This window comes from Vibrio rumoiensis (assembly GCF_002218045.2).
Classification (GTDB): domain Bacteria; phylum Pseudomonadota; class Gammaproteobacteria; order Enterobacterales; family Vibrionaceae; genus Vibrio; species Vibrio rumoiensis.
In genome coordinates this window covers 2,293,518-2,312,498 of record NZ_AP018685.1, presented here as the reverse complement: position 1 = coordinate 2,312,498, position 18,981 = coordinate 2,293,518, and the positions used below count along the sequence as shown (strand labels likewise).

The following is an 18,981-nucleotide window of genomic DNA, read 5'->3' as shown; positions in this document are numbered from 1 at the left end:
AACGAGAAGCAAAGCGCCCGAGAGACGATACACGAAAACAAAACCCATCCACGCTCTCTTTGCTTTTCCTAGAAACTAGGGACGAGTAACCCTAATCCTTTATTCTCATCGATAAATCCATGGCTTTAACATGCTTGGTCAGTGCGCCAACCGAAATATAATCTACGCCGGTTTTAGCGTATTCATTTAAGGTTCCAAGGGTAATGTTGCCTGAGTTTTCCAGTGCGGCTTGGCCGGTGGTTAAACCATTTTCTTGGCCAATTTGTTTATTCAGTTCAACCGCATCAATCATCATTTGTTTAGTGAAATTATCTAACATCACGATGTCGGCACCAGCGCGAATGGCGCGCTCTAATTCTTCTAAAGATTCGGTTTCCACTTCAACCGGTTTACCAGGGTTGAGCTGTTTGGCGGTAGCAATGGCTTTTTCGATGCCACCACAAGCGATAATGTGATTTTCTTTAATGAGGTAGGCATCAAATACACCAATACGGTGATTAAAGCCGCCGCCGCAAGTGACGGCATATTTTAATGCACTACGTAGACCGGGAATGGTTTTACGGGTATCCAGTAATCGACAATCGGTACCCGCGAGCTCTTTTACATACTCTGCGGTTACACTTGCACAACCAGAAAGGGTTTGAATAAAGTTCATTGCATTGCGCTCGCCAGTTAATAGCGCGCGTGATGGGCCAGTTAGCGTACAAAGCGTTTGGTTTGGCTCAACCGTATCACCATCTTGAACGTGCCATTGGATACTCACTTGACCGCCAAGTTGTTTGAATACTTCATCAGCCCAAGCTTTTCCACAAAATACGCCGTGTTCACGGGTAATAATAGTGGCCGTGTTCGTTGCCTCTGCAGGAATTAAGCTAGCGGTAATATCGGCATTTGGATCGAGCGTACCACCAAGATCTTCCTTTAACGCATCACTCACCATGCGGGTGATTTCAGTTGGCAGTTGTTGCTTTAAATATTCCAGACGAGATTGAGAATCGTGAGTGCTTTTCATGAGGCAAGATCCGTTGAGGTTGGTAGTGCGAGTATGATACTGCAAGGGGAAACGATTTTCGAGCGCTTCGCTCTAGGTCGTTTCACTTCTCGTGTCTCGATCTTTTGGTCTTCTCGAGTTACGAGCAGCGTAGCGCCCGAGCAACGAGTAACGATCTTCCCACCTTGACTTAAACCTTGATTACTACAGAATAACGCCATCGAATAAATAAGGTTGCCGACTATGCACATCACCCCTGATCATTGGCTTTCTGACATTAAACATGTCCCATCACCATTTTTTGATTCTCGTCCTGAGCAAATGCCGATCTCTTTACTGGTGGTGCATAATATTAGTTTGCCGCCGGGGCAATATGGTGGGCCGTATGTTGAGCAATTCTTTACTGGTCAGCTAGAACCTAATGAACACCCGTTTTTTAAAGTGATCCACAAAATGGGCGTGTCAGCGCATTGCTTTATTCGTCGTGATGGCGAGATCATTCAGTTTGTGCCATTTGATGCTAGAGCTTGGCATGCGGGGAAATCGAGCTTTGCTGGAGTAGAGCGTTGCAATGATTATTCGATTGGTATTGAACTCGAAGGAACGGATTTAGATAGTTACAGCCAAGTGCAATATCAATCTTTAGCTGCGATTACCAAGTTACTTATGCAGCAATACCCAGAAATTACGTTACCAAGAATTACGGGGCATCAATATATAGCACCGCTCAGAAAATCCGATCCCGGCTTAGGATTTGATTGGCGTTACTTTCGTCGTTTATTAAATGATTGATGAAACGACTTGCCGTTTACCATCAGCGATTTTCCTGCCTCTGATTGATCTCACATTTTTAATAAAATTATCCGTTTTACTAAGAAGTTCCTCTTTGAGTCGAGGAGCTTGATTGCTGACTCTGTCATTTTCTAGTAACAAATGTTAGTAATAAACACACCAACAATCTTGTTCTTCTTACCTCTTAAGAGGTGTTTTAATGGAGATCAAAATCACATAATTAACAAATTATCCCTATCTAACCTCATAAAATGACATTTTGAATGTCGACTATTTAAATGGTCTTACCAATCTTATTATTGTTTTAGTTTGATTTTGTTACCGCACGGTTAATGCTTATTGCTTCTTTGATGTAGGTCAATTTTATCTGGACACTTGTGTTTGCATTCGGTAAAATTTTTGTTGTACATGGTAATTGGTCTTACCAATTTACATTCACGAGTGAGAAAACGAATTAATCATGGCTTATCAAAGGATCCGTCAGCCAAAGCTTTCCGATGTGATTGAACAGGAAATCGAACGGCTGATTTTAGAAGGCACACTTTCTCCCGGGCAACAATTGCCACCGGAGCGAGAACTAGCAAAACAATTTGATGTGTCTCGTCCTTCGATTCGTGAAGCGATTCAACGTTTAGAAGCTAAGCGTTTGTTAACTCGTAAACAAGGTGGTGGCACTTTTATTACAGACACCTTATGGACGTCTTTTTCCGATCCTTTGCTAGAGTTATTGTCGACGCATTCAGAAACCCAACTCGACTTACTTGAATCTCGCCATGCAATGGAAGGTATTTCTGCTTACTTTGCCGCCTTGCGTGGTACTGAAGAAGATTTTGAACGAATCTCTTCATGTCAAAAAGAAGTAGAAAAAGCGATTGAAAATAAAGATGTGGCGCAAGAATCAAGCGCAGTCATGGCGGTGTTAATCGCCATTTCTGAAGCGGCTCACAATGTGGTGCTATTGCATATTGTTCGAAGCCTAGCCCCTTTATTACAACAAAACGTATTACAGAATTTAGAATTACTTCATCGTCGTGATGAGGTGGTAGAAAAGGTGAGTCATCACCGCGCCAGTATTGTGCAAGCGATTTTAGAACGTGAACCAGAAAAAGCGCGTAAAGCATCGCATGCCCATTTGGCTTATATCGAAGAGACCTTGTTGGATTTGACTCGAGAAGAGAGTCGTCGTGAGCGTTCATTGCGCCGAATTCAACAAGCTAACGAATCATAAGATTGGCTAGCAAAAGTTAATCTGTCAAACCAACAAAAGGATAGATCGCCATGTCTGAAGTCATTAATAATGACGTTGATGCACTGGAAACTCAAGATTGGTTACAAGCCCTTGAATCAGTGGTACGTGAAGAAGGTGTCGAGCGCGCTCAATATCTACTAGAGCAAGTTCTAGATAAAGCTCGTTTAGACGGTGTAGACATGCCAACTGGCATCAATACCAATTATGTAAACACCATTCCGGCAGCACAAGAGCCGGCATATCCTGGTGATACAACGTTAGAGCGTCGTATTCGTTCGATCATTCGTTGGAATGCCATCATGATCGTATTGCGTGCATCGAAGAAAGATTTAGAGTTGGGCGGCCATATGGCTTCTTACCAGTCTTCTGCTGCGTTCTACGAAGTGTGTTTCAACCACTTCTTCCGTGCGCCAAATGAGAAAGACGGTGGCGATTTAGTTTACTATCAAGGTCACATTTCTCCAGGGATCTACGCTCGTGCTTTCCTAGAAGGTCGTTTAACTGAAGATCAACTTGATAACTTCCGTCAAGAAGTCGACGGTAAAGGTATCCCTTCATACCCGCATCCTAAATTAATGCCTGAATTCTGGCAGTTCCCAACCGTATCTATGGGCTTAGGTCCAATTTCGGCTATCTATCAAGCACGCTTCTTGAAGTACCTTGACGGTCGTGGAATGAAAGATACTTCTGAGCAACGTGTATATGCGTTCTTAGGTGACGGTGAGATGGATGAGCCAGAATCACGCGGTGCGATCTCTTTCGCTGCTCGTGAAAAATTGGATAACCTATGCTTCCTAATCAACTGTAACCTACAGCGCCTAGATGGCCCTGTTATGGGTAACGGCAGCATCATTCAAGAGCTTGAAGGCCTATTTAAAGGCGCAGGCTGGAACGTTGTAAAAGTGATCTGGGGTAACAACTGGGATTCACTACTTGCGAAAGATACAACAGGTAAATTGCTGCAATTGATGAACGAAACCATCGATGGTGATTACCAAACATTCAAATCGAAAGACGGTGCTTACGTACGTGAACACTTCTTCGGTAAATACCCTGAAACTGCAGCACTTGTTGCTGATATGACAGATGACGAAATCTTCGCTCTTAAGCGTGGTGGTCATGAGTCTTCTAAGCTATATGCCGCTTACAAAAACGCGCAAGACACCAAAGGTCGTCCAACGGTTATCCTAGCGAAGACTGTTAAAGGTTACGGTATGGGTGATGCAGCTGAAGGTAAAAACATTGCGCACCAAGTGAAGAAAATGGACATGACACATGTTCTTCACCTACGTGACCGTCTAGGCCTACAAGAGCTTCTATCTGATGAGAAAGTGAAAGAGCTTCCTTACCTGACTCTAGAAGAAGGTTCTAAAGAATACGAATATCTACACGCTCGTCGTAAAGCGCTACACGGTTACACACCTCAGCGTCTACCTAACTTTACTGAAGAGCTACAAATCCCTGAATTGGGTGAGTTTGACGCACTGCTGACTGAGCAAAAACGTGATATCTCAACCACAATGGCGTTTGTTCGTACATTAAACATCTTGTTGAAAGACAAAGGTATTGGTAAAAATGTTGTGCCAATCATTGCGGATGAAGCTCGTACTTTCGGTATGGAAGGTTTGTTCCGTCAAATCGGTATCTACAACCCGAATGGCCAAACTTATACTCCAGAAGACCGTGGTGTTGTGTCTTACTATAAAGAAGCAACCTCTGGTCAAGTTCTACAAGAAGGTATCAATGAGCTAGGTGCAATGTCTTCATGGGTTGCGGCTGCAACATCATACAGCACCAACAACTTGCCAATGATTCCGTTCTACATCTACTACTCAATGTTCGGCTTCCAACGTGTGGGCGACATGGCGTGGATGGCGGGCGACCAACAAGCTCGTGGTTTCCTATTAGGTGCTACTGCTGGTCGTACAACATTGAACGGTGAAGGTCTACAGCACGAAGATGGTCATTCGCACATCATGGCGAACACGGTTCCAAACTGTATTTCTTACGATCCAACGTTCGCTTATGAAGTGGCGGTTATCATGCAAGACGGTATTCGTCGCATGTACGGTGAGCAAGAGAACGTTTACTACTACCTAACGGTAATGAACGAAAACTACCATATGCCAGCAATGCCAGAAGGCGCTGAAGAAGGCATCCGTCGTGGTATTTACAAGTTAGAAACTTACGCAGGTAGCAAGTCTAAAGTACAGTTAATGAGCTCAGGTACTATCATGAACGAAGTTCGTAAAGCGGCGCAGATCTTAAGCGACGATTACGGCGTAGCGTCTGATGTTTACTCTGTAACGTCATTCAACGAATTGACCCGTGACGGTCAAGAAGTAGAGCGTTACAACATGCTTCACCCTGAAGCTGAGCAAAAAGTCCCTTACATCTCAACAGTACTAGGTTCAGAGCCTGCGATTGCGGCAACGGACTACATGAAGAACTACGCAGACCAAGTACGTGCATTCGTACCTGCTGAATCTTACAAAGTATTGGGTACTGATGGCTTTGGTCGCTCAGATAGCCGTGAAAACCTACGTCGTCACTTCGAAGTGAACGCGGGTTATGTTGTGGTTGCTGCTCTAACTGAGCTAGTTAAGCGTGGTGATATTGAAAAATCAGTTGTGTCTGAAGCGATTGCTAAATTCAACATCGACGCAGATAAAATCAACCCACTACACGCATAAGAATGACAGTGCGTAACGTATATTTCGCGTTACGCACTTCAATCAAAAAAGGAAAGAATAATGACAATCGAAATTAATGTACCTGACATTGGTGCCGATGAGGTTGAAGTTACTGAGATTCTAGTAAACGTTGGTGACAAGGTTGAAGAAGAACAGTCTCTTATTACTGTTGAAGGCGATAAAGCTTCAATGGAAGTACCTGCTCCACAAGCGGGCGTGGTAAAAGAAATTAAAATCAATGTAGGTGACTCAGTTTCAACTGGTTCATTCATCATGGTCTTTGAAGCTGAAGGCGCAGCCGCTGCAGCTCCAGCACAAGAAGCACCAAAAGCAGAAGCGGCTCCAGCAGCAGCCCCTGCCGCTTCTGAACTAAAAGAAGTTCACGTTCCAGATATCGGCGGTGATGAAGTTGAAGTCACTGAGATCATGGTGGCAATTGGCGACAGCATTGAAGAAGAGCAATCTCTACTGACGGTTGAAGGCGATAAAGCCTCAATGGAAGTACCGGCTCCTTTTGCAGGTGTGCTTAAAGAACTTAAAGTCAATACTGGCGATAAAGTGACAACAGGCTCACTGATCATGGTATTTGAAGTGGCAGGCTCTGGTTCAGCTCCAGCAGCAGAACAAGCAGTAGCGGCTCCACAAGAAGCAGCAGCTCCTGCAGCATCAGCTGCAAAAGAAGTGAACGTTCCTGATATCGGTGGCGATGAAGTTGAAGTGACCGAAGTGATGGTTGCAGTTGGTGATACCGTTGAAGAAGAGCAATCTTTGATCACGGTTGAAGGCGACAAAGCATCAATGGAAGTTCCAGCACCATTTGCTGGTGTAGTAAAAGAAATCAAAATCAATGCCGGCGATAAAGTATCAACGGGTTCATTGATCATGATCTTTGAAGTCGCTGGCGCAGCACCTGCACCACAAGCGGCAGCTCCAGCTCAAGCTGCGGCACCTGCACCGGCTTCAACTCCAGCTCCAGCAGCGGCTCAAGCGCCAGCGTCTAATGATTTCCAAGAGAACAATGAGTACGCTCATGCTTCTCCAGTGGTTCGTCGTTTAGCACGTGAGTTTGGTGTTAACCTAGCGAAAGTGAAGGGTACTGGCCGTAAGAGCCGTATCTTGAAAGAAGACGTACAAAACTTCGTGAAAGATGCCTTAAAACGTCTAGAGTCTGGTGCTGCAGCATCTGGCAATGGCGATGGTAGCGCACTTGGTCTGCTACCTTGGCCAAAAGTTGATTTCAGCAAGTTCGGTGAAACTGAAGTACAGAAACTGTCTAAGATTAAGAAAATCTCTGGCGCTAACCTGCACCGTAACTGGGTAATGATCCCGCACGTTACACAGTGGGATAATGCAGATATCACTGCACTAGAAGCGTTCCGTAAAGAGCAAAACGCAATCGAAGCGAAGAAAGACACTGGCATGAAGATCACTCCACTTGTGTTCATCATGAAAGCCGTTGCGAAAGCGCTAGAAGCATTCCCAGCGTTTAACTCTTCACTGTCTGAAGATGGCGAAAGCATCATTCTTAAGAAATACGTGAACGTCGGTATCGCGGTAGATACGCCGAATGGTCTAGTGGTTCCAGTATTCAAAGATGTAAACAAAAAAGGCATCTACGAATTATCTGAAGAGCTAGCTGTTATTTCTAAGAAAGCACGTTCAGGTAAACTGACGGCTTCTGATATGCAAGGCGGTTGTTTCACGATCTCAAGCCTTGGCGGTATCGGTGGTACTGCGTTTACGCCAATCGTTAACGCACCAGAAGTGGGTATCCTTGGGGTATCTAAATCTGAAATGAAGCCAGTATGGAATGGTAAAGAATTTGAACCACGCCTACAGCTTCCACTTTCTCTATCTTACGATCACCGTGTGATTGATGGTGCAGAGGGTGCACGCTTTATTACTTACCTAAACGGTTGTCTATCTGACATCCGTCGTTTGGTACTGTAATTAAATTAAGTAGGGTGGCTCAGCGGCCACCTTATTTTTTTGAACAAGATTTTACTGTTACGTGGATAAACGCTATTGATTTTTCACGTAATATGACTCAAGTAAAAAAGAATGTTGTCTAGCTCACAGGCTAACGTGAATCGCTTTTCAGGGCGTTAACAAGTCGATAAACTGGCTTTAATTCTGAAATAGATAATTCACTCCCGTTTATTCGCCATTGGTACTAATGGGAACCGTCAGCTTGTCAGGGATAAAATGACTATAACGAGGTCAAAATGAGCAAAGAAATTAAAGCACAAGTCGTGGTACTTGGTGCAGGTCCTGCTGGTTATTCAGCAGCTTTCCGTTGTGCCGATTTAGGTTTGGAAACCGTTATCGTTGAACGTTACAGCACTTTAGGTGGTGTTTGTTTGAACGTGGGTTGTATTCCATCAAAAGCACTATTACACGTTTCTAAAGTTATCGAAGAAGCGAAAGCGATGGCCGCTCACGGCGTAGTATTTGGCGAACCGCAAACTGACATTAACAAGATTCGTTCTTGGAAAGATAAAGTTATTACTCAGCTTACTGGCGGCCTTGCTGGTATGGCTAAGATGCGTAAAGTGACGGTTGTAAATGGTTTCGGTAAATTTACCGGTGCAAACACGCTAGAAGTCGTTGGTGAAGAAACAACAACAGTTACTTTTGATAACGCGATTATTGCAGCGGGCTCTCGCCCAATTAAACTGCCATTTATTCCTCATGAAGATCCACGTATTTGGGATTCTACGGATGCACTTGAACTGAAAGAAGTTCCAAAGAAACTGCTTGTTATGGGCGGCGGCATCATCGGTCTAGAAATGGGGACTGTGTACCACTCTCTAGGTTCTCAAATCGATGTAGTTGAAATGTTTGATCAAGTGATTCCTGCGGCGGATAAAGACGTAGTGAAGGTATTCACTAAGCAAATCAAAGATAAATTCAACCTAATGCTTGAAACTAAAGTAACGGCAGTTGAAGCGAAAGAAGATGGTATCTACGTTTCAATGGAAGGCAAAAAAGCTCCAGCAGAAGCTGAGCGTTATGATGCCGTTCTTGTGGCGATTGGTCGTGTACCAAACGGTAAACTGATGGATGCTGAAAAAGCAGGTATCGAGGTAGATGAGCGCGGTTTCATCAATGTTGATAAGCAAATGCGTACTAACGTTCCTCATATCCATGCTATCGGTGATATCGTTGGTCAACCAATGTTGGCTCACAAAGGTGTGCATGAAGGTCACGTTGCAGCGGAAGTGATTGCGGGTAAGAAGCATTACTTTGACCCTAAAGTGATCCCATCGATTGCTTATACTGAGCCAGAAGTTGCTTGGGTTGGTAAAACAGAGAAAGAAGCGAAAGCAGAAGGTATCAACTACGAAACGGCTACTTTCCCTTGGGCTGCATCAGGCCGCGCTATCGCCTCTGATTGTGCTGAAGGTATGACTAAGCTTATCTTTGATAAAGAAACTCACCGTGTCATCGGTGGTGCTATCGTCGGTACTAACGGTGGTGAATTGTTAGGTGAAATCGGTCTTGCGATTGAAATGGGTTGTGATGCAGAGGATCTTGCTCTGACTATTCATGCTCACCCAACATTGCATGAATCAGTTGGCCTAGCAGCTGAAGTATTTGAAGGTACAATTACTGACCTTCCAAATGCTAAAGCGGTAAAGCGTAAGAAGTAATTTTTGTGGCTCGATATCTATTGAGCCTCGATAAAAAAGAGCGATACAGTTTTGTGCTGTACCGCTCTTTTTCTTTTTCCGATGACTCATTTAATTAATGAGTGTCGAAGTTTATTTTTTATAAATGCACAGCATATCTAAAAAGCTTGTCACCAGTTGAGTTAGGTATTCTTTGTCGGGGCGTCGATTAGCTTGGACAAAAATAGAATAACAGATGCCATGAAACAGTTTAGAAATGTTTCCAGGTTTATGGTCATTGCATAATTCACCCTTTTCAATGGCATCAGAAAATAGATCTTTGAAAAACTTCTGGTGCTGACCGTGAGTGGCTACAAAAAGTGGCCAAACATCTTCTCGGGTGGAGGTACTCCATTCAAACCAAATTTTTATCCATTGTGTATCATCAAGCACGATATCGATTAATTGTACTGATAATGCTTGTAGATTCGTTTTGACTGGAAGGTCAGGGTTGATGTTGTCAGTGATAAAGCGAGAAAAATGTTGTTCGACATCGCTTAATACTGCATCAACTAAATCTTCACGAGTAGGGAAGTAATTAAACACTGTCGCGACAGAGACTTGAGCGATTTCGGCAATATCAGCATGACCGCCTCGACCAATACCACGACGAGCAAATACTTCGATACCAATATCGAGCAGTTGCTGTTTTCTTTTCTCAGGATTTAACCGAGTCCTTGGGCGTTTTGTTATCATATCCATTATAAAGTCCTAGAATGAGCGCACTCGACGAATCACTGTCGATTTTCATTGGATGTATGATGATTCCAATTATAGGATAAGCGCACTAAAAATAATTATAGTCAGGTTTGTTATATTTATTATATGAATAAGTCTACCCTTGTTGATTGGTGTGTCAATCTGCTTGAAATGCCATCATCAGGTAGATTATGACGGGTAAAAGTTAACGTTGGCGGCTTGCAGTGCTAGAATAGGTAGCTTGACGTTAAAGTTTTGCCTCTTAATGCAGAACTTCTTTTGCTACAAAATCTAAATATTGAGAAAAATATGAAACACACTGTAGAAGTAATGATCTCTGAACAGGACGTGCAAGATCGAGTGAAAGCGCTAGGCAAATCTATTGCTGAGCATTATCAAGGATCCGAAAATTTGGTGATTGTTGGCTTGCTGCGTGGTTCGTATGTCTTTATGGCTGACTTATCTCGTTCAATTGATTTAAACCATCAGATCGACTTTATGACAGCTTCTAGCTATGGCAATAGCATGACAAGCTCGCGTGATGTTCGTATTTTAAAAGATTTGGATGATGATATTAAAGGTAAAGATGTTCTGTTGGTTGAAGACATCATCGATACCGGTAATACTTTAAGTAAGGTTTGTGAAATTTTAGAAATTCGCGAACCCAATTCGATTGAGATTTGTACTTTGCTTGATAAACCTTCTCGTCGCGAAGTGCATGTTGATGCTAAATGGATTGGTTTTGAGATTCCAGATGAATTTGTGGTCGGTGTGGGTATTGATTACGCCCAGAATTACCGTCATTTACCTTATATCGGTAAAGTTGTACCTCAAGAATAAATGGATCATTCTCCTCCGTGATGTTCATTATGAATGAAGATCATTGGTGATGAGAAACAAAAGTCAGTATTCTTATTACTGGCAACAAAAAGAGCGACCCAATAGGTCGCTCTTTTGTTGATTAGCACTTTGGCAATAGGGCATGCCGAGACTAAATATTTAATTTATCAGGGTTATCTTCATTTAGGATTTTAGCCAATGAAGCTTGGTGAGAGATTTCAAGGGATTCACGACTGTGGCATCGAACACCTAGGTCATTGAGAACACCATCACCAATACCATATACCCAACCGTGGATTTCTACTTTTTGGCCACGTTCCCATGCTTGTTGAAGCACAGTAGAGTTACCAAGGTGGTAAACTTGTTCTGCGACATTAATTTCACATAACTTATTGGCCCACTCATCTTTTGGAAATTGAGCAAGCCAGTTACGATGTTTAAGGTAGAGATCGCGAATGTGCAGCAACCAGTTATTGATAAGACCAAGGTTTGGATTATCAATTGCAGCTTGAACACCGCCACAGCCGTAGTGGCCACAGATAATGATGTGTTTAACTTTTAGCACATCGACGGCATATTGAACCACCGATAAGCAGTTTAAATCGGTATGAATAACTTGGTTTGCCACGTTGCGGTGAACAAACAATTCCCCAGAATAGAGTCCGGTAAGACGTTCTGCGGGAACTCGACTATCCGAACAACCTATCCATAGATATTCAGGGTGTTGTGATTCTTCTAATTTAGCGAAAAACTCAGGGCGTTCTGATTTTATCGACTGAGCCCAAGTTGAGTTATTTTGGAATAACTGTTTAATATCTGGCATATTATCTTCCTCGTTGATCTGCCTAACTATACACAAGACTGATAAAAAGCAAATCCGATTTGTGATCAAATCATCAATTCAAGGTAAAATATTATGTATGCATTAGAAATACAAGCGTTACGTAAAGTTTATGCCGGAGGCGTTGAAGCTTTGAAAGGCGTTTCATTGAACGTTGAACAAGGTGACTTTTATGCGCTACTTGGGCCAAATGGAGCAGGCAAATCGACGACTATTGGGGTGATTAGCTCTTTAGTCAATAAGTCGTCGGGAAAGGTCAAAGTATTTGGCTATGATATCGATTCTGATTTAGTCAAAGCGAAGCAACAATTAGGCTTAGTTCCTCAAGAATTTAATTTCAATCCATTTGAAACGGTTGAGCAAATCGTGATGCAGCAAGCTGGTTATTATGGCGTGTCGGTGTCATTAGCCAAAGAGCGCGCTCAAAAATACCTCTCACAGCTTGATCTATGGGAAAAGCGTAATGAGCGTGCCAGAAACCTCTCCGGTGGGATGAAGCGCCGTTTGATGATTGCACGTGCGTTAATGCATGAGCCGAAATTGTTGATTTTAGATGAGCCAACCGCAGGCGTTGATATTGAACTTCGTCGTTCAATGTGGGAGTTCTTGAAGAAGATAAACCAAGAAGGGGTGACCATCATTCTCACCACGCATTATTTAGAAGAAGCGGAAATGCTCTGTCGAAACATCGGCATTATTAACCGTGGTGAAGTGATCGAAAATACCTCAATGAAATCGTTATTGAATAAATTGCACGTTGAAACTTTTATCTTAGATTTACAAGATTGTGAGCAATCGCCTGTACTCGAAGATGCGAATATCACACATTTTTCACCAAACAGCTTAGAAGTTGAAATTGATAAGACTCAAGGTTTAAACCGAGTATTTGAGCAATTATCGGCTCAAGGGGTACAGGTATTATCCATGCGCAATAAAGCTAACCGTTTAGAAGAATTATTCGTCACTATTGTACGCAATGGTGAAAAGACAAATGCTGAGAAAAAACAAGCACAAGGAGCAACCCTATAATGGCTGAGTTATATTGGACTGCCTTTAAAAGTTTAGTCACCAAAGAAATTCGCCGCTTTATGCGTATTTGGGTGCAAACCATCGTTCCGCCAGCGATCACCATGACCTTGTATTTTATTATTTTTGGTAATTTAATTGGCTCACGCATTGGTGATATGAACGGCTTTACCTATATGGAATATATTGTTCCGGGTCTGATTATGATGTCTGTAATCACCAATTCTTATTCCAATGTGGCTTCCTCTTTCTTTAGTGCGAAATTTCAAAAGAATATTGAAGAGCTATTAGTCGCCCCTGTCCCTCATCATATTATAATTTGTGGTTATGTAATGGGCGGGGTCGCTCGTGGTTTAATGGTCGGCGCAATGGTAACGGGTGTGTCACTATTTTTTGTCGATTTACAGGTACATCATTGGTTTATCATTATCTCAACGGTCTTTTTTACCTCAGTAGTCTTCGCACTAGGTGGACTGATTAATGCAGTATTTGCCGATACCTTTGATGATATTTCGATTATTCCGACTTTTGTGCTAACACCACTGACCTATCTTGGTGGGGTGTTTTATTCAATTAGCTTATTGCCTGAATTTTGGCAGGGCGTATCGAAAATTAACCCAATCGTTTATATGGTGAATGCCTTCCGTTACGGCTTCCTAGGCGTTTCTGATGTAGGTATTTACACTTCATTTGGCGTTTTAGTTGTGTTTATTGTGGCGTTATATAGTGTTGCTTATTATTTGGTTTCTCGGGGTATCGGGCTACGCAGTTAATATAAAGACACACAAACGAAAAAGCCTGAATCAAGTGATGATTCAGGCTTTTTTATGGCTAAATGTTATCTAAACATCAGAGATGAACGAAGAGGTTATTCTTCTTCATTATCGCTATCTTGAGTATTTTTTGGATTCAGCTCAACCACGAGATTATCAATTAAGCGCGCTTTACCTAGGAAAGCCGACATAAGAATGACAACTTGAGTGGTTTCTTCGGTCGGTAATTGTAAGTTAGCAGCATCACGAATAAAAATTTCATCAGGCTGTAGGTCTGCCGCACGTAACTGATCGCTACCATCTTCTAAGAGCGAGGCATAATCATCACGTCCTCCACGGATTTGGCTACCAATCCAACGCATGGTTCTCGCTAATACGGGAGCTCTTTGACGCTCGCTTAAGCTTAATAAACCATTACGTGAACTCATCGCCAAGCCGTCCAATTCACGAACTGTAGGTACGCCAATCACATCAATGTCTAACGCAAGATCGCTAACCATTTTTCGGATCACTGCAAGCTGTTGGTAATCTTTTTCCCCAAAGCAAGCGACATCAGGTTGTACGATATTAAATAGCTTGGTTACGATAGTGCTGACACCACGAAAATGCCCAGGGCGAGAAGCGCCTTCTAGCATATGTGATAAACCAGGTACTTCGATAAAGGTTTGTTTATCTAGGCCTTCTGGGTAGATGATTTCAGGGGTTGGCGTGAAGACAAAATCGACGCCTTCACTATTTAATTTACTAAGATCATCCTCTAATGTTCTTGGGTAGTTATTTAAGTCGTCAGCACGTTCAAACTGCATTGGGTTAACAAAAATGCTGACCACAACTAGATCAGCGTGTTCACGTGCTTTGCGAACTAAGGTAAGGTGACCTTCGTGTAAGTTGCCCATCGTCGGGACAAAAGCAATACGACGACCATCGCGACGTACGTTTTTAAGCTGGTCTCTTAATGAGAGAATATCGGCAAAAGTTTGCATACTTGTTCCTTACTTATATCAGCACAAAACTATTCAAAGCTATGTTCAGGGCTAGGGAATACCCCAGCTTCAACATCTTGAATATATTGCTGAACAGCGGCTTGCATGCTGCCGGTTTCGGTTAAAAAGTTTTTTGAAAATTTAGGCATGTAGTTGGCTGAAATGCCAAACATATCGTGCATAACTAAGATTTGACCATCGGTGTCTTTGCCTGCGCCAATTCCGATCACCGGAATATCAAGCTCTTCGGTGATTTTCTTGGCCAGTGAGCTTGGTACACATTCAAGCACTAACAACTGAGCGCCAGCATTTTGTAATGCAATGGCATCATTAATGATCTGCTGAGCTTTTTCTTGCTCGCGTCCTTGAATGCGGAAGCCACCAAAAATATTGACTGATTGTGGGGTTAAGCCAAGGTGAGCGCATACTGGCACCGAACGTTCCGTTAATTGCTTAACGGTTTCAATTAACCAACGGCCACCTTCGAGTTTTACCATATTTGCCCCAGCACGCATTAAGGTTGCAGCATTCTCACAGGCTTGTTCTGGCGTGGCGTAGCTCATAAATGGCATGTCTGATAATAACAAGCAATTTGGGCTACCTGCGCGCACGCAGCGAGTGTGGTAGGCAATATCTTCAATGGTCACTGGTAACGTGCTTTCTTCACCTTGCAATACCATTCCGAGTGAATCACCAACTAATAATAATGGCATTTCTTGTTGTTCAAACAACTGAGCAAAGCTAGCGTCATAAGCGGTTGATGTCGCAAACTTACGACCATCCTGTTTCCACTTGAGTAAAGTGTTGATGGATACTTTTTTCATTATTTAGTCCTTTATAACAACAAACTTATCGGTTTAAGCTTGCCAAATCGAGAGCCCATTACGGTTGACGCTGTTGAGCAGCGACTTGAGCTCAGTCCCATCCGGGAGGGATAAATTAGGGGCAATTTCATTGAGTGGGTAAATTACAAACTCTCGTACTTTCATGCCGTAATGAGGCACAGTTAAACGTTCGTTATTTATCACTTGATCGCCATAAAGAAGAATATCAAGGTCTAAACTTCTTGGACCCCAACGTTCATCTTTGCGAACTCGCCCTTGTTGTTGCTCGATAGCTTGGGTGTTATCGAGTAATTCAAGAGGCGATAGTTCGGTTTGAATTTCAGCCACAGCATTGATGTAATCGGGCTGATCTTGTGGGCCCATCGGCGTACTGGAATACAACGATGAGCAAGTAATAAGTTGTATATGGGGGTGATGACGTAAAGCTTCAATGGCTCTATTGGCTTGTGCAACTGGATCGGCTAAATTGCTGCCGATAGCGATGTAGGCTGTGATCATTCTTGAGCCTTTGGTTTCGTGCTTTTTTTCTTGGCATTTGGGCGTTTACGGCGACGTCCCGTAGGTTTTTGTGTACCTAACGCTTGTACCATATTTTGGCGATGAACCGATGGGGCATCCTGGAATTCTTGCCACCATAAAGCGAGTGCTTCGGTTTGGCCTTGCTCGACTTTGCCACGCATTTCGAGCATATCAAAGCCAGCCCGGAATTTATTTAATTCCAGCAGTTGGAATGCACGCTTGCCAGTTCGGCGAGTCAGTCGAAGTTGCAACTGCCAAATATCACGAACGGTCGCACTATGGCGACGTGGTATGGCTAAATGACGAACTTGATCATCTAAAATATCGTTGCTCGCCATCATGATGGCGTCGTATTGACTAAGCTTACGTTCAACCGCAAGCTCTTGTGCTCGTTTTTGTAATGGGTACCACAAGAAAGCGGCAAACATAAAGGCTGGGTTAATACGCTTAGCTTCATTAATGCGTTTGTCTGTCGACTTTAATGCGATTTCTACCATTTGCTCGACATCAGAGTTTTGTTCTGGTGTGAAGTATTGAGCCACGGTAGGGAATAGGCTAGAGAATAAGTCAAACTCACGCAGCAGTTGGTAGGTTGCCCAACCTTGACCTGATTGCAGTAGTTTTAAGGATTCTTCAAACAAACGAGCAGCAGGAACCCCTGTCATTAAATGAGCGAGTTCTTTAATGGGAGCGGCGGTGTTCGGCTCAATCTTCATATCTAATTTAGCCGCAAAGCGAATCGCACGAATCATGCGTACTGGATCTTCGCGATAACGAGTTTCAGGATCGCCAATCATACGGATCACACCAGCTTTTAGATCTTTCACGCCATTGGCGTAATCATGGATACTGAAATCGGCAATGTTGTAATACATGGCATTGATGGTGAAATCACGACGCTCCGCATCTTCTTCCACTGTGCCGTAAACATTATCGCGTAACAGCATACCTTCTTTTGATTGTGCTGATTGATTCTTTTCTGGTTCTTGATGATGGCCACGGAACGTCGCCACTTCAATAATTTCTCGACCAAACATGATATGAGCTAAGCGGAATCGACGACCAATTAGGCGACAGTTGCGAAAAAGTTGCTTAATCTGCTCTGGGGTTGCATTGGTAGCAATATCAAAATCTTTCGGCTCTTTGTCGAGTAGTAGGTCGCGTACTCCTCCACCCACAAGAAAAGCATCGTAGCCGTGATTATGTAATCGATAGAGCACTTTCAGCGCGTTGTCACTGATGTGTGCACGCGAGATAGTATGCTCTTGGCGAGTGATAATGTTCAGATTAACGTCTCCATTTGAGCTATTCTTCGCTGAGCTCGATTGGTCTGATTTTGTGTTGGTAAATAGTTTACGACACAAATTAGCAGCTTGAGTGAAAATAACCCACCTCAGTCGTGTTGGTAATGCTGCGATGAGTAAATTCTTCAGCGAGAACAAATATTCAAAGCAAAGCTAAAAATTTCGCCAATGATAGCCTAGGTAGAGCAATTTTAGAATGGTGAATCTAGTGTTAGTGCATTAGGCAGTTGAGTTAAGCGCCAATTACGAGTGCCCCAATCGAGCATTTGTTCAATACTGGCCGACTCAAAATCCTTGGGAAGGGTAAAGCCTAAAAAGGACATTACTTTCATTAAAGTCTGCTTCGGGCTTTTAATATCAACGGCTGGAGCATGGTTTTGCTTGGATAATTTATGGCCTTGGGCATCGACTGCTAAGGGTAAATGAACATAACTCACTTCAGGGTGCTGTAAATAACGATAAAGATTGATTTGTCGTCCCGTCGGTTCGATTAAATCTGCCCCTCTCACCACTTGAGTGATGCCCTGGTCGATATCATCGAGCACCACCGCCAAGTTGTAGGCAAAGAGCCCATCTCGGCGTTTGATAATAAAATCTTCTTCAGCCAATTGTTTTGGAATGGTGATGATACCGTGTTTCTCATCGTGGAATTGTTCAATGGCATCATCCACTTTGAGACGTATTGAGCAATTTTCACTATTGATGATGTTTTTTTTTCGGCAAGTACCCAAATAAAACCCACCAGATTGTTTAATTTGTTTACGAGTGCATTGGCAGTAATAAGCGCGTCCTGATTGTAACCAAGTTTCAATTTGCTCTTGATAACGTTGGTGGCGTTGGCTTTGGTAAATCACGGATTGATCCCAATGCAAACCATAATGTTCTAACGTAGATAGAATTAAGCTTGCAGCCCCCGGCATTTCCCTAGGAGGATCGAGATCTTCAATTCGGACTAACCATTGTCCTTGATGAGATTTAGCTTGAAAGTAGCTGCCAAGAGCGGCGACAAGTGAGCCAAAATGCAGCGGTCCGGAAGGGGATGGGGCAAAGCGACCGATATAGGTAGACATGATATATACCCAAGTAACTCTCTATCTAAAGCAAAAGCCGATTTTCGCTAAAAATGAATAGCAAAAAAACCGCCCCTAAACTTTAGGGGCGGTTTTGATGGTGTTATTAACCTTGCATTTGCTTTTCTTTTAGCTCTGCGAGGGTTTTACAGTCGATACAAAGATCCGCTGTTGGTCTTGCTTCTAAACGACGAATGCCGATTTCAATGCCGCAAGATTCACAGAAACCGAAGTCATCGTCTTCGATTTTGAGCAGTGTTTTTTCAATTTTCTTGATAAGACGACGCTCGCGGTCACGGTTACGCAACTCTAAGCTAAACTCTTCTTCTTGAGATGCACGGTCAACCGGATCCGGGAAGTTTGCAGCTTCGTCTTTCATGTGGCTCATAGTGCGATTCACTTCTTCATGAAGCTGATCACGCCATGCTTTTAAAATTTTTGTAAAGTGAGCCATTTGCTCTGGTGACATGTACTCTTCACCAGCTTGCTCTTGATATGGTTCAACACCCGCAATGGCTAGAATGCCTAGCGTTTTTTTCTTGGTTAGTTCTGGCATACAGCGCTCCTACTTGCTCTTTTTAACCAATCGCTGGTTAATAAGGGCGGTACATATAGCAGAAAGAATCTTGCTTGGCAAACAAATAGATTGTTGAATGTGAATCCGAATAACAAGATTTTGTTTTTA

Annotated in this window: 17 protein-coding genes; 8 read left to right on the top strand and 9 right to left on the bottom strand. The window is 43.0% G+C overall.

The window, feature by feature from the left end:
* Positions 1–91: 91 nt before the first annotated feature.
* Positions 92–1,012: a carboxylating nicotinate-nucleotide diphosphorylase gene (nadC, locus tag VRUMOI_RS10525; RefSeq protein WP_089138448.1), complete on the bottom strand. Its 921-nt coding sequence runs from the start codon at positions 1,010–1,012 to the stop codon at positions 92–94.
* Positions 1,013–1,234: 222 nt separating this feature from the next.
* On the opposite strand from nadC, the gene ampD reads away from it, so the two are divergent.
* From ampD to lpdA, 5 genes are all read left to right on the top strand, one after another.
* Positions 1,235–1,783 (top strand): 1,6-anhydro-N-acetylmuramyl-L-alanine amidase AmpD, encoded by a 549-nt coding sequence (ampD, locus tag VRUMOI_RS10520; protein ID WP_089138449.1) that lies wholly within the window; start codon positions 1,235–1,237, stop codon positions 1,781–1,783.
* Positions 1,784–2,243: 460 nt separating this feature from the next.
* Entirely contained in the window at positions 2,244–3,011 is a 768-nt protein-coding gene (gene pdhR / locus VRUMOI_RS10515; RefSeq protein WP_089138450.1) for a pyruvate dehydrogenase complex transcriptional repressor PdhR, read from the top strand.
* 50 nt (positions 3,012–3,061) lie between these two features.
* The gene (gene aceE / locus VRUMOI_RS10510) at positions 3,062–5,725 is read left to right on the top strand and encodes a pyruvate dehydrogenase (acetyl-transferring), homodimeric type (protein ID WP_089138451.1); all 2,664 of its coding nucleotides are present in this window, start codon (positions 3,062–3,064) and stop codon (positions 5,723–5,725) included.
* A 60-nt stretch (positions 5,726–5,785) separates the two neighbouring features.
* Positions 5,786–7,675, top strand: a complete 1,890-nt coding sequence (aceF, locus tag VRUMOI_RS10505; RefSeq protein ID WP_089138452.1) for a pyruvate dehydrogenase complex dihydrolipoyllysine-residue acetyltransferase — start codon at positions 5,786–5,788, stop codon at positions 7,673–7,675.
* Between the two features lie 275 nt (positions 7,676–7,950).
* Positions 7,951–9,378 carry a dihydrolipoyl dehydrogenase gene (gene lpdA, locus VRUMOI_RS10500; protein ID WP_089138453.1) on the top strand — a complete coding sequence of 476 codons (1,428 nt, stop codon included), beginning with the start codon at positions 7,951–7,953 and terminating at the stop codon, positions 9,376–9,378.
* 111 nt (positions 9,379–9,489) lie between these two features.
* Here the strand turns inward: lpdA and VRUMOI_RS10495 are convergent, their stop codons facing one another.
* Entirely contained in the window at positions 9,490–10,098 is a 609-nt protein-coding gene (locus VRUMOI_RS10495) for a TetR/AcrR family transcriptional regulator (RefSeq protein WP_089138454.1), read from the bottom strand.
* 306 nt (positions 10,099–10,404) lie between these two features.
* Between VRUMOI_RS10495 and hpt the strand changes: the two genes are divergently transcribed.
* Positions 10,405–10,935 (top strand): hypoxanthine phosphoribosyltransferase, encoded by a 531-nt coding sequence (hpt, locus tag VRUMOI_RS10490; protein ID WP_089138455.1) that lies wholly within the window; start codon positions 10,405–10,407, stop codon positions 10,933–10,935.
* A 151-nt stretch (positions 10,936–11,086) separates the two neighbouring features.
* On the opposite strand, the gene can is transcribed toward hpt, so the two are convergent.
* Positions 11,087–11,758: a carbonate dehydratase gene (gene can, locus VRUMOI_RS10485; RefSeq protein WP_089138456.1), complete on the bottom strand. Its 672-nt coding sequence runs from the start codon at positions 11,756–11,758 to the stop codon at positions 11,087–11,089.
* Between the two features lie 93 nt (positions 11,759–11,851).
* Here can and VRUMOI_RS10480 point away from each other — a divergent pair, with 93 nt between their 5' ends.
* Both VRUMOI_RS10480 and VRUMOI_RS10475 read left to right on the top strand, forming a co-directional pair.
* Positions 11,852–12,805, top strand: a complete 954-nt coding sequence (locus VRUMOI_RS10480; protein WP_089138457.1) for an ABC transporter ATP-binding protein — start codon at positions 11,852–11,854, stop codon at positions 12,803–12,805.
* Complete coding sequence (locus tag VRUMOI_RS10475) at positions 12,805–13,575, top strand: ABC transporter permease (RefSeq protein WP_089138458.1); 771 nt, start codon at positions 12,805–12,807, stop codon at positions 13,573–13,575. The genes VRUMOI_RS10480 and VRUMOI_RS10475 overlap by 1 nt, the downstream gene beginning before the upstream one ends.
* A gap of 95 nt (positions 13,576–13,670) precedes the next feature.
* On the opposite strand, the gene panC is transcribed toward VRUMOI_RS10475, so the two are convergent.
* The 6 genes from panC to dksA all read right to left on the bottom strand — a co-directional run bounded on the left by panC (position 13,671) and on the right by dksA (position 18,852).
* Positions 13,671–14,558: a pantoate--beta-alanine ligase gene (panC, locus tag VRUMOI_RS10470; RefSeq protein ID WP_089138459.1), complete on the bottom strand. Its 888-nt coding sequence runs from the start codon at positions 14,556–14,558 to the stop codon at positions 13,671–13,673.
* A gap of 29 nt (positions 14,559–14,587) precedes the next feature.
* Positions 14,588–15,382 carry a 3-methyl-2-oxobutanoate hydroxymethyltransferase gene (gene panB / locus VRUMOI_RS10465; RefSeq protein WP_089138460.1) on the bottom strand — a complete coding sequence of 265 codons (795 nt, stop codon included), beginning with the start codon at positions 15,380–15,382 and terminating at the stop codon, positions 14,588–14,590.
* Positions 15,383–15,415: 33 nt separating this feature from the next.
* The gene (gene folK / locus VRUMOI_RS10460; RefSeq protein WP_089138461.1) at positions 15,416–15,901 is read right to left on the bottom strand and encodes a 2-amino-4-hydroxy-6-hydroxymethyldihydropteridine diphosphokinase; all 486 of its coding nucleotides are present in this window, start codon (positions 15,899–15,901) and stop codon (positions 15,416–15,418) included.
* Complete coding sequence (gene pcnB, locus VRUMOI_RS10455; RefSeq protein WP_089138462.1) at positions 15,898–17,286, bottom strand: polynucleotide adenylyltransferase PcnB; 1,389 nt, start codon at positions 17,284–17,286, stop codon at positions 15,898–15,900. Before pcnB ends, folK begins: the two co-directional genes overlap by 4 nt.
* Before the next feature lie 131 nt (positions 17,287–17,417).
* Positions 17,418–18,296 (bottom strand): tRNA glutamyl-Q(34) synthetase GluQRS, encoded by an 879-nt coding sequence (gluQRS, locus tag VRUMOI_RS10450; protein ID WP_089138463.1) that lies wholly within the window; start codon positions 18,294–18,296, stop codon positions 17,418–17,420.
* A 106-nt stretch (positions 18,297–18,402) separates the two neighbouring features.
* Positions 18,403–18,852, bottom strand: coding sequence for an RNA polymerase-binding protein DksA (dksA, locus tag VRUMOI_RS10445; protein WP_089138464.1), 450 nt, complete (start codon positions 18,850–18,852; stop codon positions 18,403–18,405).
* Between the last annotated feature and the right edge of the window lie 129 nt (positions 18,853–18,981).

Coding starts and splice junctions, on each gene's coding strand:
- nadC (WP_089138448.1), bottom strand. CDS start 1,012: ATGAAAAGCACTCACGATTCTCAATCTCGTCTGGAATATTTAAAGCAA.
- ampD (WP_089138449.1), top strand. CDS start 1,235: ATGCACATCACCCCTGATCATTGGCTTTCTGACATTAAACATGTCCCA.
- pdhR (WP_089138450.1), top strand. CDS start 2,244: ATGGCTTATCAAAGGATCCGTCAGCCAAAGCTTTCCGATGTGATTGAA.
- aceE (WP_089138451.1), top strand. CDS start 3,062: ATGTCTGAAGTCATTAATAATGACGTTGATGCACTGGAAACTCAAGAT.
- aceF (WP_089138452.1), top strand. CDS start 5,786: ATGACAATCGAAATTAATGTACCTGACATTGGTGCCGATGAGGTTGAA.
- lpdA (WP_089138453.1), top strand. CDS start 7,951: ATGAGCAAAGAAATTAAAGCACAAGTCGTGGTACTTGGTGCAGGTCCT.
- VRUMOI_RS10495 (WP_089138454.1), bottom strand. CDS start 10,098: ATGGATATGATAACAAAACGCCCAAGGACTCGGTTAAATCCTGAGAAA.
- hpt (WP_089138455.1), top strand. CDS start 10,405: ATGAAACACACTGTAGAAGTAATGATCTCTGAACAGGACGTGCAAGAT.
- can (WP_089138456.1), bottom strand. CDS start 11,758: ATGCCAGATATTAAACAGTTATTCCAAAATAACTCAACTTGGGCTCAG.
- VRUMOI_RS10480 (WP_089138457.1), top strand. CDS start 11,852: ATGTATGCATTAGAAATACAAGCGTTACGTAAAGTTTATGCCGGAGGC.
- VRUMOI_RS10475 (WP_089138458.1), top strand. CDS start 12,805: ATGGCTGAGTTATATTGGACTGCCTTTAAAAGTTTAGTCACCAAAGAA.
- panC (WP_089138459.1), bottom strand. CDS start 14,558: ATGCAAACTTTTGCCGATATTCTCTCATTAAGAGACCAGCTTAAAAAC.
- panB (WP_089138460.1), bottom strand. CDS start 15,382: ATGAAAAAAGTATCCATCAACACTTTACTCAAGTGGAAACAGGATGGT.
- folK (WP_089138461.1), bottom strand. CDS start 15,901: ATGATCACAGCCTACATCGCTATCGGCAGCAATTTAGCCGATCCAGTT.
- gluQRS (WP_089138463.1), bottom strand. CDS start 18,296: ATGTCTACCTATATCGGTCGCTTTGCCCCATCCCCTTCCGGACCGCTG.
- dksA (WP_089138464.1), bottom strand. CDS start 18,852: ATGCCAGAACTAACCAAGAAAAAAACGCTAGGCATTCTAGCCATTGCG.